General features: G+C 34.6%; 16 protein-coding genes and 1 pseudogene. 14 read left to right on the top strand and 3 right to left on the bottom strand.

Annotation, left to right across the window (positions count from 1 at the left end):
- Positions 1–138 precede the first annotated feature (138 nt).
- The 7 genes and pseudogenes from PGC35_RS16180 (at position 139) to PGC35_RS16150 (ending at position 6,684) form a co-directional block, all read left to right on the top strand.
- A pseudogene (locus PGC35_RS16180) lies at positions 139–1,982 on the top strand (SLC13 family permease).
- A 138-nt stretch (positions 1,983–2,120) separates the two neighbouring features.
- Complete coding sequence (locus PGC35_RS16175) at positions 2,121–2,759, top strand: class I SAM-dependent DNA methyltransferase (protein WP_375219913.1); 639 nt, start codon at positions 2,121–2,123, stop codon at positions 2,757–2,759.
- A gap of 13 nt (positions 2,760–2,772) precedes the next feature.
- The gene (locus PGC35_RS16170) at positions 2,773–3,243 is read left to right on the top strand and encodes an S-ribosylhomocysteine lyase (protein ID WP_375219912.1); all 471 of its coding nucleotides are present in this window, start codon (positions 2,773–2,775) and stop codon (positions 3,241–3,243) included.
- Complete coding sequence (cysK, locus tag PGC35_RS16165; protein WP_375219911.1) at positions 3,243–4,175, top strand: cysteine synthase A; 933 nt, start codon at positions 3,243–3,245, stop codon at positions 4,173–4,175. Before PGC35_RS16170 ends, cysK begins: the two co-directional genes overlap by 1 nt.
- Positions 4,176–4,178: 3 nt before the next feature.
- Positions 4,179–5,312, top strand: coding sequence for a bifunctional cystathionine gamma-lyase/homocysteine desulfhydrase (locus tag PGC35_RS16160; protein ID WP_375219910.1), 1,134 nt, complete (start codon positions 4,179–4,181; stop codon positions 5,310–5,312).
- 233 nt (positions 5,313–5,545) lie between these two features.
- Positions 5,546–6,235, top strand: a complete 690-nt coding sequence (locus tag PGC35_RS16155) for a hypothetical protein (protein WP_375219909.1) — start codon at positions 5,546–5,548, stop codon at positions 6,233–6,235.
- 89 nt (positions 6,236–6,324) lie between these two features.
- Positions 6,325–6,684 (top strand): hypothetical protein, encoded by a 360-nt coding sequence (locus tag PGC35_RS16150; RefSeq protein WP_375219908.1) that lies wholly within the window; start codon positions 6,325–6,327, stop codon positions 6,682–6,684.
- A 150-nt stretch (positions 6,685–6,834) separates the two neighbouring features.
- Here PGC35_RS16150 and PGC35_RS16145 read toward each other — a convergent pair whose 3' ends face one another.
- Positions 6,835–7,083 carry a hypothetical protein gene (locus PGC35_RS16145; RefSeq protein ID WP_053588377.1) on the bottom strand — a complete coding sequence of 83 codons (249 nt, stop codon included), beginning with the start codon at positions 7,081–7,083 and terminating at the stop codon, positions 6,835–6,837.
- Positions 7,084–7,276: 193 nt separating this feature from the next.
- Between PGC35_RS16145 and PGC35_RS16140 the strand changes: the two genes are divergently transcribed.
- On the top strand, positions 7,277–8,116 hold the full coding sequence (locus tag PGC35_RS16140; RefSeq protein WP_056832516.1) for a DUF2268 domain-containing putative Zn-dependent protease: 840 nt from the start codon (positions 7,277–7,279) through the stop codon (positions 8,114–8,116).
- Between the two features lie 28 nt (positions 8,117–8,144).
- On the opposite strand, the gene PGC35_RS16135 is transcribed toward PGC35_RS16140, so the two are convergent.
- Positions 8,145–8,852 carry a class I SAM-dependent methyltransferase gene (locus tag PGC35_RS16135; protein ID WP_375219907.1) on the bottom strand — a complete coding sequence of 236 codons (708 nt, stop codon included), beginning with the start codon at positions 8,850–8,852 and terminating at the stop codon, positions 8,145–8,147.
- Between the two features lie 229 nt (positions 8,853–9,081).
- Between PGC35_RS16135 and PGC35_RS16130 the strand changes: the two genes are divergently transcribed.
- The 4 genes from PGC35_RS16130 to PGC35_RS16115 all read left to right on the top strand — a co-directional run bounded on the left by PGC35_RS16130 (position 9,082) and on the right by PGC35_RS16115 (position 10,793).
- Positions 9,082–9,312: a hypothetical protein gene (locus PGC35_RS16130; RefSeq protein WP_375219971.1), complete on the top strand. Its 231-nt coding sequence runs from the start codon at positions 9,082–9,084 to the stop codon at positions 9,310–9,312.
- Positions 9,233–9,493 carry a GNAT family N-acetyltransferase gene (locus tag PGC35_RS16125; protein WP_375219906.1) on the top strand — a complete coding sequence of 87 codons (261 nt, stop codon included), beginning with the start codon at positions 9,233–9,235 and terminating at the stop codon, positions 9,491–9,493. Before PGC35_RS16130 ends, PGC35_RS16125 begins: the two co-directional genes overlap by 80 nt.
- 198 nt (positions 9,494–9,691) lie before the next feature.
- Positions 9,692–10,228, top strand: coding sequence for a DinB family protein (locus tag PGC35_RS16120; RefSeq protein ID WP_053588381.1), 537 nt, complete (start codon positions 9,692–9,694; stop codon positions 10,226–10,228).
- Positions 10,229–10,271: 43 nt separating this feature from the next.
- Entirely contained in the window at positions 10,272–10,793 is a 522-nt protein-coding gene (locus tag PGC35_RS16115) for a GNAT family N-acetyltransferase (RefSeq protein WP_375219905.1), read from the top strand.
- Positions 10,794–10,911: 118 nt separating this feature from the next.
- On the opposite strand, the gene PGC35_RS16110 is transcribed toward PGC35_RS16115, so the two are convergent.
- Positions 10,912–11,532 (bottom strand): GntR family transcriptional regulator, encoded by a 621-nt coding sequence (locus PGC35_RS16110; RefSeq protein WP_275783240.1) that lies wholly within the window; start codon positions 11,530–11,532, stop codon positions 10,912–10,914.
- 242 nt (positions 11,533–11,774) lie between these two features.
- Between PGC35_RS16110 and garR the strand changes: the two genes are divergently transcribed.
- Entirely contained in the window at positions 11,775–12,668 is an 894-nt protein-coding gene (gene garR, locus PGC35_RS16105; protein WP_053588384.1) for a 2-hydroxy-3-oxopropionate reductase, read from the top strand.
- A gap of 3 nt (positions 12,669–12,671) precedes the next feature.
- Complete coding sequence (locus PGC35_RS16100) at positions 12,672–14,117, top strand: four-carbon acid sugar kinase family protein (protein ID WP_375219904.1); 1,446 nt, start codon at positions 12,672–12,674, stop codon at positions 14,115–14,117.
- The last annotated feature ends 6 nt before the right edge of the window (positions 14,118–14,123 follow it).

Genomic DNA, 14,123 nt, shown 5'->3' with positions numbered 1-14,123 from the left:
CCACCTCCGTAGTAGGTATTTATTATCTCACATTTCCAAATATTATGCGATTATAATAGTTAAGCATAGATGCAAGACATTTTAACGGCTTCTTATATAATGAAGGTAGATTTTCTAATGGAAAGGAATCCGAATAAGATGCAGCTTGTTATAACTTTTAGTATTTTAGCGATTAGTATCGTTTTATTTATTAGTAATCGAGTACGTGCAGATTTAGTAGCACTGCTGGCATTATTAGCATTTGTCATAACCGGCGTTTTGGAACCAACAGAAGCCCTTGCCGGTTTTTCTAATTCGGTTGTTATTATGATTGCTGGATTGTTTGTAGTTGGGGCAGGGCTGCTAAGTACAGGTCTTGCGCATACAGGTGAAACTTGCTACTAAGATTGTCGGGAAAAAGTGAAAAAAAGTTATTCGTATTATTACTAATCATTACAGGTAGCGTTGGGGCGTTCATGAGTAATACAGGAACGGTTGCTTTAATGCTTCCGATTGTTATTAGTATTGCAATTAGTATTAATAGCAGCCCTTCCAAGTATTTAATTCCACTTTCTTATATTAGTAGCTTGTCTGGTCTGTTAACTCTTATTGCGACACCTGCTAATTTGCTTATTAGTCAAGTACTTGTTGACAATGGCTATGAGAAGCTAGGATTCTTTGAAATTACTCCTGTAGGCATTATTGCTATTATAGTTGGGATTCTATATTTCGTCGTTGCACGAAATATTGTACTTCCAAATGGTAAAAATAAAAAAGCGATAAAAGATGAGCATAAGCTTTCACCAAAGCAATTGGCGATTGATTATGAACTCGGTGGTAATTTGCATCGCCTTAAAGTACCTGATGATTCACCAATGATAGGGAAGCAACTTGCACAATTAAAGCTTCCAGCTAAGTATCATCTAGTTATTTTGAAAATTGATCGTAAATCGACGGAAGGTATTCATATATTACCTATTACGTATCAAGAAATGGCCGGACCGACGAGCATAATACAGGCAAAGGATATTTTATATATTCAAGGCACTTTTGATAGCATAGAGAAACTCGCCGAAGATTATTTGTTAATAATTGATGCAGAGGAATCTGAAGCAGATGTACTTGTAACAAAACAATTAGGAATTGCTGAGGTGCTCTTAACTCCTCATTCTAGTTTAATAAATGAGACTGTAGGCAGCATTGGCTTCCGTGAAAAATATAATTTAAATATTTTAGGTATTAATCGAAAAGGAGAGTATGTACTAAGTAATATGGCTGGCGTTCGCCTTCGTTTCGGAGATGCTCTTTTAGTACAAGGTGCATGGGAAGAAATTGAATTACTCTCAAGAGCGATGCAGGATGTTGTAGTTGTTGGACAACCGAAAGAACATGCTAGTACGGCTGCTGCAAGTGGTAAAGCTCCAATTGCAGGGGCAATTATGTTGTTCATGATAGTATTAATGATTTTAGAAGTTTTTCCAGCTGTTATTTCTGTATTGATTGGTGCTTTACTTATGATTATTACAGGTTGTCTTCGAAATATGGATGATGCTTATGGAAAAATGAACTGGGAAAGTATTGTTTTGATTGCAGCAATGCTTCCAATGGCAACAGCTCTTGAAAAAACAGGTGGAATGGTTATACTTTCAAAAGGAATTATCGATCTTCTAGGTGGATTTGGAGCAATGGGAGTTTTGGCAGGCATTTATTTTATTACGATGTTATTTGGTCAATTTATTAGTAACACCGCAACGGCCGTTTTATTTGCGCCGATTGCAATGAGTGCAGCTATTACGATGGATGCAAATCCATATACGTTCTTAATCGCAATTGCAGTTTCTTCCAGCATGGCTTTTGCGACACCTGTTGCATCTCCGACAAATGCTTTAGTAATGACAGCGGGGGGATATAAGTTTATGAACTTTGTGAAAGCTGGTATTCCTCTACAAATTGTTATGTTTATCGTAATGATGATTGTCATTCCAATTTTCTTCCCGTTGTGATAAATAATGAAGGGTCTTTCGTTTTAGGGGAGGCTCTTTTTTATTTGACATTTTTACTCAATATGATATAACTATAAATGTTAGGCCTAAAGCAAAGTAATCAACTAGGAATAATATATTTTATAAAGGGGCTAGATGATGGGAAGAGAATTTGTCGATATCTTTGATGGATGGGCACACTCTTATGACGCTTCGGTTTCTGGTGAAGATCCAGAATATCGTGATGTATTTGAAGGCTATGAAACTATTTTAAGAGAAGTTGCAAATCGTGTTTCTGGGACAGTGATCGAATTTGGAACCGGTACTGGTAATTTAACAGCAAAGCTAATAGAGGAAGGAATTTCGGTTATTGGTATCGAACCTAATACGAAGATGCGAGAATTAACTGCAAAACGATTTCCCTCTATTAAGGTCATAGATGGAGATTTACTTCAATTTAATAGTGAAAGTGAACGTATAGATGCAATTGTCAGCACGTATGTATTTCATCATTTAACGGATGAGGAAAAGGGAGTAGCTTTAAAGAAATATGCAGAGCTTCTTTCAAAAGAGGGAAAGATTGTTTTTGCTGATACTGTTTTTATTACTGAAGAAGCTAAACAAGACCAAATTGAAAAGGAAAGAAACCGTGGTTTTAATAATGTGGCAGACGATTTAGTACGAGAATATTATACTACGATTCCAATACTAACAAAATTGTTTGAAGAAGCTGGATTTCAAGTTAGTTTCACAAAAATGAATGATTATGTTTGGTTGATGGATGCGACTAAAAGATAAGGAGCTAGTTCATATGAAAAAAATGAATGTAGAAAGTTTTAATTTAGATCACACAAAAGTAGCAGCACCATTTGTACGTTTAGCAGGTACTAAAACGGGAGTTCATGGTGATGAAATTTTAAAATACGATATTCGTTTTAAACAACCAAATAAAGAACATATGAAGATGCCGGGATTGCATTCCTTAGAGCATTTAATGGCAGAAAATATCCGAAATCATACAGAACAAGTAGTAGATATTAGTCCAATGGGATGTCAAACTGGGTTTTATTTATCTGTTATTAATCATGATAACTATGATGAAGTTTTAGAAATTATTGAAAAGACGTTGAAGGATGTATTGGAAGCAACTGAAGTCCCAGCATGTAATGAAGTTCAATGTGGTTGGGCAGCAAGCCATAGTTTAGAAGGGGCAAAAGAAATTGCTTTTGAGATGCTTGCTAAAAAAGATGAATGGCGACAAATTTATAATGAGGAAGCGTAATGAAAGTATTTAGTAGTGTTCATGAATTGATAGGCAATACACCGGTTGTAGAAATAAAACATATTCCTATTCCAAATAATTGCCGGATTTTTGCAAAGCTTGAATATTTAAATCCAGGAGGAAGTGTAAAGGATCGTCTCGGTGTTTCGTTGATTGAAGATGCGGAGCAATCAGGAAAACTTTTGCCAGGGGGAACTATTATTGAGCCAACTGCAGGAAATACGGGAATTGGAATTGCACTTGCTGCAGTAGGAAAAGGGTACAAAGTTATCTTTGTTGTCCCTGAAAAATTTAGTGTTGAAAAACAAACACTAATGCGTGCGCTTGGTGCAGAGATTATAAATACAGATACTGCGCTTGGAATGAAAGGTGCTATTGATAAAGCAAGCGAATTAGTAAATAAGATTCCGAATGCTTTTTCACCATCTCAATTTTCAAACCCAGCTAATCCTGCTACGTATACAAAAACACTTGGTCCTGAAATATGGCGTGATTTAGATGGTCAAATTGATGTATTTGTCGCTGGTGCAGGTTCAGGTGGAACGTTTATGGGAACATCAAATTTTTTAAAGTCGCAAAAAGCTGACATTAAAACAGTAATTGTGGAGCCGGAGGGTTCCATATTAAACGGTGGAGAAGCAGGAACCCATTTGACCGAAGGAATCGGAATGGAATTTTTACCGAACTTTATGGACCGTTCGTTTTTTGATGCAATACACACAATTAGTGACCAAAATGCATTTAACCAATTGCAGGCGTTGTCCAAAGAAGAGGGACTTTTAGTAGGGAGCTCTTCAGGAGCAGCTTTTTATGCTGCACTTAAGGAAGCAGAAGTTGCGAAACAAGGAAGTCATATTGTCACGATTTTTCCTGATTCTAGTGAACGCTATTTAAGTCAGAGAGTATACGAATTGTTCAAGGAGGAGAAATAATAGATGCGCGCAAAAACGAAGCTTATTCATGCTGGAATTGTTGGGGACGAAGCAACTGGAGCAGTGTCCACACCAATTTACCAAGTGAGTACCTACAAACAAGAGGCAGTTGGAAAATTTAAAGGGTATGAATATTCACGTACAGGTAACCCTACTCGACATGCTCTAGAGGTCTTAATCAGTGATTTAGAGAGTGGCGTTGCCGGATTCGCTTTTGCTTCTGGTATGGCTGCTACAAGCTCTGTTATGATGCTTTTCAGTAAAGGTGATCACGTTATTTTAACAGATGATGTATACGGTGGTACATACCGTGTCATTTCTAAAGTATTGAACCGTTTCGGGATCGAGGCAACTTTTGTAGATACAAGTGATATATCCAAAGTGGAAGCAGCAATTTTAGAAAATACAAAAGCTATTTTCCTAGAAACACCAACTAATCCTTTATTGAAAATTACAGATATTGAAGCAATTGCTAAGCTTGCAAAGGACAAAGGATTGCTCACTATTGTGGATAACACATTTATGACACCTTATTTCCAACAACCAATTGAGCTTGGTGCAGACATTGTTGTGCATAGTGCAACGAAATATATTGGTGGACATAGTGATGTTGTAGCTGGGCTAGTTGTAGTAAATTCTGAGCTGCTTGCTACTGATTTGCACTTTGTACAAAATTCAGTAGGGGCAGTACTAGGACCACAAGACTCCTGGTTATTAATGCGTGGTATTAAAACGCTTGGTCTTCGGATGGAAGAACATCACTTGAATGCTCAGCGAATTGCAGAGTTTTTAAATAATCACGATGGTGTTAAAAAGGTATATTATCCTGGTTTAGTGAACCATACTGGGCACGAACTGATGAAGAAGCAAACAACTGGATTCGGAGGGATGATTTCTTTTGATGTGGGTAGTGGAGAAAAAGCAGATGAGTTATTAGCGAAGCTTCGTTACTTTACATTAGCAGAAAGTTTAGGAGCAGTAGAAAGCTTGATTTCTGTTCCAGCAAGAATGACCCATGCATCGATTCCATCTGAACGACGTCAAGAATTAGGCATTACGGACGGCCTCGTTAGAATTTCTGTAGGGATTGAAGATGTAGAAGACTTGTTAGAAGATTTAACACAAGCATTAGCTTAATGATTATATTGGTACACCACTTAATTGTGGTGTACTTTTTTTATGTCCTGGTAATGAGATAGTTGAAAAAAACAACAACTTAGTTGGAAAATTTAGAGGGTTAGTTGGAAAAAACAACAATTTAGTTTTGAATATAGAGAGTTCAAGTTGGAAAAACATATATTTTAGCATCGTATTGTAACTAATTTATTTCTGAAAACGACTTATAGATAAACGGTGGCAAGGAGAATCAGATGAAAAAAATATGCATATTGCTTATCTGCAGTCTTATTATGGTATCTTGTAATTCTATTTCACAGCCTTTTTCGCATACTATTATTGACTGGGTTGATTTTGTAAAGATTAATGGCAAGGAATATGAAGCACTTTATAGTGTAATTATTGCCGATCCAAAAAATATAGGGGAAAAAATAGGAGAAGTAAAATTTAAAGTTTCCGATAATGTTTCGAACCCTAGTTATCGTACGAAAGATGGAGATGCTGCATTTTGGAATAAGGGAACTGAAATATTTAGTGTGATAGACAGAGAGGACCTTATCGCTATTCAGGATAAAAATAGTATAAATGGTTACAGGATTTATTATTCACGTTCAGAGGATAGTAATTTTAATTATCATTACAAAGATATAAATTTAGAAACCATCAATAAAATTGAATTATACGATGGTAATACAATACTCATTAATACTTTAAAAAATGAGACAGAAATAAATGATTTATTATCTATTCTAAATGAAGGTACAGTAAGTGCCTCGTTTTCACCAAACACAACTCACGGAGATCCAGCAACCTATCAAATAGTTCTTTACGGCGAAGAAAAAATTGGATATTACTATTCGTTATTTTTTGACGGCAATGTTTGGTTTTGGCATCCTTGGGATACATCTATAATTTCCAATGAGATAGAGCTTTATTTTAATTGAGTACCGATTTAGGTGCTCTCTTTTTATTGAAATAGAAAAGGAAAAAATACTTTTTTAGAGAATATATTATAGTTAGAGGAGTGAAAATCGTGAGCAAGCATTTATTATCAGTATCAATTGTTTTATTGAGTATAGCAATTTGTTTCTTGGCATATCAAATTGGAAATATCCACACTCCTAACGAGGTGAGTGAACCAGTACATAATATTGAAATTTCTGAGAGGGGATTACTTACATCAGAAGAAGTAGCAGTATATTTAAGTATGGATGTAGAGCAGTTTAAGAAATTAATAAAGCAGCAAAACTTGAAAAGAGCGCAACTTTCGAGCTACGATACGTATACTTTTATTCCTTATATTCAAATGAATGGAGAACAGTATTTCACTAAACAACAAGTAGATGAATGGATAAATTACAACATAATGAATGGAGAAAATATTCACTTTTGAAAGAAATAGTGGCTTTTCGTTGCTATCGGACTTTCATGAGGTTAACTCAGTAAACTAGAAATAACGAAAAAAAGGGAAATAAGGTATCTATGATGACCTATTCCCTTTTACTATAAAAACTTTTATGGATATTCAGCAATTAAACATGTTTTACCAAAAAAATGCTGAAGCAAGTACGACTCCGGTAATTGCACCTAGAGCGATACCAAATCCAAACCCAAATCCTTCTCCAAAAAATCCTAATCCATAGCCACCCAAATTGTCATCAGGTCGTATCCAGACCGTATTTCTACTTACTCTCGTTACTTCTCCCACATGAACACTACCATCTCGGCAAGTAATTCGCACCCTTTTTCCATAATATCTACAACAAAGATTGAAAACATCAGAATTGTTCATTTTTCTCCTCCTCTCATAACAAAATTTACATACAAGTATGTTCTATAATTTATGCCATTGATAATGTTACATAATAGACAAGTGTCTATAGAAGGAAGAGAGATCGCTTAGTAATTTCATGTTCTATAAAACAATAAGAGAACTCAAAACATATGATATAAGACAAATAAATAAAAAGGATGAGATACGATACATGCCGGTTATTCAAACACAGAATTGGCTTAATAAATTTGTGGATGTATGTGAGGAGCGGTCTGGAAAAGGTTCATCATACATCCAACAAGAGATAATTTGTAATCCTATCATGAAATTACTTCCTAAAATAAGTCCAGAAGTATGGCAATATGAACTCTTAAGACATGGATTGTTTGAGCCTAATGAGTGGATGAACATTGAAAACACAGTAAAAGAATTGGAAGCACAGAACGTATGGGAAATTGTAAAGCAAGAATATCAATTTCTAAAAAAATTATGGAATGGTCCAAAGGTTTCCATCTATATTTTTCCTATAAAAAGAGCAAGTCTAAAATCAGGAGAACAAATACCTAAAAAAAATGGAGTAGCATATAAAGGATTATTGTTTTTATTTATGTCTACTGAGCTTTCAAAAGAAGAAATAAAAGCATTATTTGCGCATGAGTATAACCATGCTTGTAGACTAAACTTTTTAGATTTGACTCCTGATAAAATTCCTTTGAAGGATTCTCTGATCATTGAGGGATTAGGGGAGTATGCAGTTAAAGATCTATATGGTGAGCAGTGGCTAGCTCCTTGGACTAATCTGTATTCACCTGAAGAGGTTATGGATTTATGGAAAAGCCAGTTTGTACCTTCGTTAAATGTTAGAGGGCTAAAAAATCATCAGCTTTTCTTATACGGTAAAGCAAGAAGCCGATTTCCTAAATGGATTGGATATTATTTAGGTTATCAAATTGTCGATACATTTCAAAAGATGCAAGGTCCTTTTCAAAAAAACGAGTTATATACAAAGTCATCCAAAGAAATAATAGCTGGTTCAAAATTTCCGATTTAACAGGTTAATAATCTAATTAAACAAGAAATTAAGAGAGATGACATATAAATGCACGAAAGCCGATAATATGACGGTTTTGAATTAAAAAGTGGTTATGTTCATCCCATAAATCAAAGAAATCTGTATTTATGTTAGCTGATTGATTAATGTCATCTATTTCACTTTGAATCAGACCCGAGGGGGTATTGATAATATTAATTTGAGTGAATCCAGCTTGCTGCAAATGAGCGATCCACTCAGCTTCATTTAAAATTGTATAGATGCCATATAGGCTACATATTCTTTCTTGCAATTCTTCTGATAAACACTGCTCAGCTGTCATTTCAATCAAAATCAACTTCCCCTCACTTTTTAAAACTCTTGAAAGTTCATTTAACGTCTTTGTTATGTCAGTAAAAACGATAACAGATTCGGCTATAATTAAATCAAAGGAGTCATCCACAAAATCCAAGTTTTGTGCGTCTCCTTTCCTTACTTTTAATTTGCTTTCATTTGAAATTAATCGCTCCCTAGCTTTTTCTATCATAATGGGGTGATTATCTATCGCAGTCACGTTACAATCAAATTTTTTTGCTATATAAGCTGCAGTTTGTCCCGTTCCACAACCTATATCAAGAACAGATCCAGTTGGAAGAATTTTCTCATCTTCCAATATAGATTGGGTTAAAGCAAAACCTCCCGGATGCGCACCACCAATTCCAAAATAAGCTAATAAATCTAAATAAGCATTAGACATAAGACATCCTCCTATTTATTAATATATCTAGTGTATGCTTTCAAGCTATTAAGTACCTGTATAGCACTGATGTGCTTTTAATGAACTTAACAACTTTGCTTTTATATTCTCTACTTTTTATTGGATTTTAAAAGGGAAAAATACTAGTTTTGTAGAATATTTGTGAAAAGGGTTTGGATACAAGGGAGAAAATGCTAAATAAAAAATATTTTTTTGGAAGCGAAGTTATATGAGACAATTAAATGAGAAAATTGATTTTCGAGCATATGTAGAAGATGATTTTGAAAGTATTCATCTATTAAATATACAGGAAGAATGGAATAATCTTGTTGCTAAAAAGGAAGATACAAAAAATGCATGGAGTCATTCAAATGTAGCATTTGTTGAAATCTGCCAATGGTCGTATAATTGGCTATATAAGAGGAATAACAGATGGTTATATTTCACTTTTAGTTTGTGAACTAGTAATTGATCAAAATTACCGTGGATTAGGAATTGGAACAGATTTATTAAAATATGTACATAATCTTTTTCCAAAAACACGAATGGAGTTACTTGCTTCTAGTTCCTCCCGCACATATTATGAGGGTCAAGATTTTAGGAATTTCTACGGGTATCGAAAAACGTTCGAAGAATGGTGATATTTTATATGAGAGAAAAGAGAAAAAAGAGTGAGGTTGGTTTATTTAAAAGCATTATGATTGAGATTAGAGATTCCATATTATTTGAAGTAATTTGGAACATAATCGCCTTCTTACCTAGAGTGATGTTTAGATTATGGAAGAATTTTTATTAGTAGTATTCGATTTCTTAAATATATAATTTAAAGGAGAAAACATATGAAAAAATTAATAGAAAAAAATGAGTATGCACCATATTATTCACCTTATGTGGATTTAGTTTCAGAAGGGAATATTATTGAAATTTTAGAGAAACAAATAGAAGAAACTAGTACCTTTTTAAAAAATATTTCTGATCAACAAGCTCTATTCCGATATGCTCCTGAGAAATGGAGTATAAAAGAAGTGATTGGACATATGGCAGATACAGAGCGAATAATGGCATATCGACTTCTTTCCTTTGCACGAGGTGAAACCAACTCTCTACCTGGTTTTAGTGAAATGGAATATGTTCAACATGCATTTTTTGATAAGCAGTCAATCGATGATCTTATCGAAAATTTGATAGTAGTCCGCCAATCAACTATCCAACTTGTTAAGAGTCTATCTAATGAAGAGTTACAACGTCGTGGGATAGCAAATAATCATGAAATAACAGTTCGGGCTCTTATTGTCATTATCGCAGGGCACGAACTTCATCATGGAAACATATTAAATGAACGATACATTAGTTCCGATTCCTATCCAAGAAAATAGTAACTATTGGGATGGTAGTAAACGAAAGGTTGTTTTTGTATAAATGGATATATTAATTGAGTTATTAAAAGAGATAGATGCTGAAGATTTATTAAAATTTGAACTTGAAAACAGAGCTTTTTTCGAAGAGATGGTACCTTCTCGTGGCGATGATTATTATTATCCTCAGATATTTAAAGAAAGACATAAAGATTTATTAGAAGAACAGGAACAAGGGGTTTCTTATTTTTATTTAATAAAGAATCTAGAGGGTTCTATTCTTGGTAGGATAAATTTAGTGGATATCGATAAATCACTCAAAGAGGCTCATCTCGGTTATCGAGTGGGACAAGTAAACACTGGAAAAGGTATTGCCAACAAAGCATTGAAATTATTAATAGATAGTTTGAAGGAAAAAAACATCAAAACAATTATAGCTAAGACTACTACTAATAACATAGCATCCCAAAGAGTTTTAGAGAAAAATGGATTTCTGGAATTTGTGAATGGAGAGCATGAAAAACAAGATGACAAATTAAAATTTCTCTATTATTCTTGGACAATTAATAAAGAACGTTCATACTAAAGGAACGTTTTTTTTTACTAATCTATTTTCAACTGAATTTAAAAATAAAAAGTGTCTTTTTCTACAAATAGTGTAGAAAGAGACACTTTTTATTTTGGTAATTTAATCGTTTCTTGAACTATTTAATTATATGCAAACAGAAGTCTAAATCAGCTTGTAAGTGTGTTTCCATCAGTTTTTTAGCTTTTTCTCCATCTCTTGATTTGATAGCTTCATATATTTCCTCGTGTTCATCGATAAGATGTGGTCTTTTATAAAGAACTACCGTTTTTCGAAACAGATAAATAATTGATTTCATTCGATCGATTGTTTCTATCATAAGTGAGTTACCACTTGCTCTTACAATTATCTCGTGAAAAAGCTCATTTGCCTCCATAATCTCTTCTGTTTTTCCTTCTCTTCCAATTTTAATGCAGCTTGAAAGAGCTTGTAGATCATCTTCTGGTAAATACATTGCTGCTGATTTTGCAGAGAATCCTTCGAGCAGTATTCTTACTTGAAATAAGTTGCGTAAGTCTTTCTCGGTCGGTTGTACTACTTTTTTATTGACGATAAGGCCTTCATTGCTTAGTTGACGAAGAGACTCTCGAATTGGCGTACGGCTAATTCCTAATTCTGCTGCAAGTTTTTCTTCTACAACTTTTGTTCCACCTGGTAAATCACCATTTAAGATTCGGTCCCGAATAACTTCATATGCTTGTTGATAGGCAGAGCGAGAATTTGTATTGTGTTGGTTCATATTTTTCACTCCTAATTGTTTCAACCTAATACTATAAACTTATCAAAAAGTGATTAATAAAGAAAGGTTAGTTATTAGTATCACCTATTTTGTATACAAGTACTATTAAAATGTATACAAAAATTAAATTATAGTATACAATAACTTTTGTGCAGTTCTTTTGCAAACGGTTTCATTTTACAACAATTGATAGCATTGATAGAGCAATAAAGGGAATATTAATCGAATTAGGAGGAATTTACATGGGTAAAAAAGTTGGTTTTATTGGTTTAGGAATAATGGGTAAACCTATGGCGTTAAACTTGTTAGCAAAAGGATACGAATTAATCGTAAACGACTTAAATAAAGAAGCGGTACAGACATTAGTAAATGCTGGGGCGACATTTGGAGAATCAGCGAAAGTAATCGGAGAAAATAGTGATGTAATTATTACTATGCTACCTGCTTCACATCATGTGAAACAAGTAGTTTTAGGTGAAAATGGAGTGCTTAGTGGAGCGAAAAAAGGTTCGGTCATAATGGATATGAGTTCTATTTCACCTGTTGTATCTAAAGAAATTGCTGCTGAAGCAGAACAAAAAGGAGTAGAAATGATTGACGCTCCTGTTAGTGGTGGGGAACCAAAAGCAATTGACGGAACGCTTGCAATTATGGTCGGTGGTAAAGAAGAAGTGTTTGAACAAGTAAAAGATATTTTACACGCTATGGGTGCAGAAGTGACTTTAGTTGGAAGTAATGGTAGTGGGACAACTGCTAAATTGGCTAACCAAGTAATCGTTAACTTAAATATTGCAGCTATGTCAGAAGCTTTAGTTTTAGCTTCAAAAGCAGGAATAGATGTTGAAAAAATGTACCAAGCGATTCGTGGAGGTCTTGCAGGAAGTTCGGTACTAGATGCTAAAGTTCCATTAATCTTAGATCGCAATTTTGTTGCAGGTGGAAGAATAGACATTAACATGAAGGATATAACGAATGTTATGGAAACTGCGCATAATTTGGATGTTCCAATGCCATTATCTAGCCAGTTGCTTGAAATTTTCCATGCATTAAAAGCAGATGGAAAAGCTGCGGATGATCACGGTGGAATCGTTCAATATTATGAAAAACTTGCAAATATCCAAGTTGGGAGAGTTTAAGAAATGACCACAATCGATAGCACTCAAAAGCGATTGGCTCAAGAGGTCCTAGGTAACATAAAGGAAGTAAATGCATCAACAGTTAAAGAAATGCTTATAAATGGACTTCGTGATTTAAACAAAAAAATTATTGTGTTAGATGATGATCCAACAGGAGTTCAAACCGTACATGGTATTTCAGTATATACCGATTGGTCAGTTGAAAGTATTGAAAAAGGTTTTCTAGAAGAAAATTCGATGTTTTTCTTATTAACTAATTCTAGAGGTTTTACTGCAGCTGAATCAGATAAAGCACATACAGAAATTGCTAACAATATTGTGCAAGTAGCAAAGAAAGTGGACAAAGAGTTTATCGTAATCAGCCGAGGAGATTCTACACTGAGAGGTCATTACCCGCTAGAAACGGAAGTCTTAAAATCGACAATCGAGGCATCATCAGACATTCACTATGATGGGGAAGTGATTCTACCGTTTTTTAAAGAGGGCGGACGTTTCACAGTAGACAATATACATTACGTACAGTATGAAGAGAGCTTAGTGCCCGCTGGAGAAACTGAGTTTGCAAAAGACAGAACATTCGGCTATACCAAATCTCATCTAGGAGAATGGGTGGAAGAAAAAACAGAAGGTCGGTTTAAATCTGTTAATGCAACCTATATTTCATTAAATAGCCTACGTGCCCTTGATATAGATGGAATTACAGAGCAATTGCTTCAAGTGAGTGATTTCAATAAAGTTGTCGTCAATGCAGTAGATTACGTGGATGTAGAAATTTTTGTTGTTGCACTTGTGAAAGCGATGAAAGCAGGAAAGCAATTCTTGTTCCGAAGCGCTGCTGCACTTACAAAAGTAATTGGCGGAGTGAGCGATAAAGCACTTTTAACGAGAAAAGAATTGATTCGTGAAGAAACAAATCACGGTGGTTTAATCATAGTAGGTTCACACGTTAAGAAAACAACAGAACAACTAGAACAATTAAAAACAAGTGATTTCATTGAATTTATTGAATTCGATAGTCATCTCGTTTTACAACCGGACCAGTTCCAAACAGAAATTGACCGAGTGATTGAATCGGCAGAAAGTCTGATCCGTGAAGGTAAAACAGTTGCTATTTATACTAGACGTGAAAGATTGGATCTTGGTGAAGGCAAAAAAGAAGAAGAGTTAAAACTATCTGTCAGAATATCAGATGCTGTAACAAGCTTTGTGCAAAGACTAAGTGTTCGTCCAAACTACATTGTTGCCAAAGGTGGAATTACTTCTAGTGATATTGGAACAAAAGGTCTTGAAGTAAAAAGAGCAACTGTAGCAGGGCAAATTCAACCAGGAATTCCTGTATGGATCACTGGAGAAGAAAGTAAATTCCCGGGTATCGCATACATTATTTTCCCAGGTAATGTAGGAGCAGTTACAACGTTAAAAGATACAGTTGATATCTTAAACAAATAAGTAGTG

Origin of the sequence: Psychrobacillus sp. PGGUH221 (assembly GCF_042055255.1) — a bacterium.
Taxonomy (GTDB): domain Bacteria; phylum Bacillota; class Bacilli; order Bacillales_A; family Planococcaceae; genus Psychrobacillus.
Note: the sequence above shows the minus strand (reverse complement) of the source record. Positions and strands in the feature narration are given on the sequence as shown.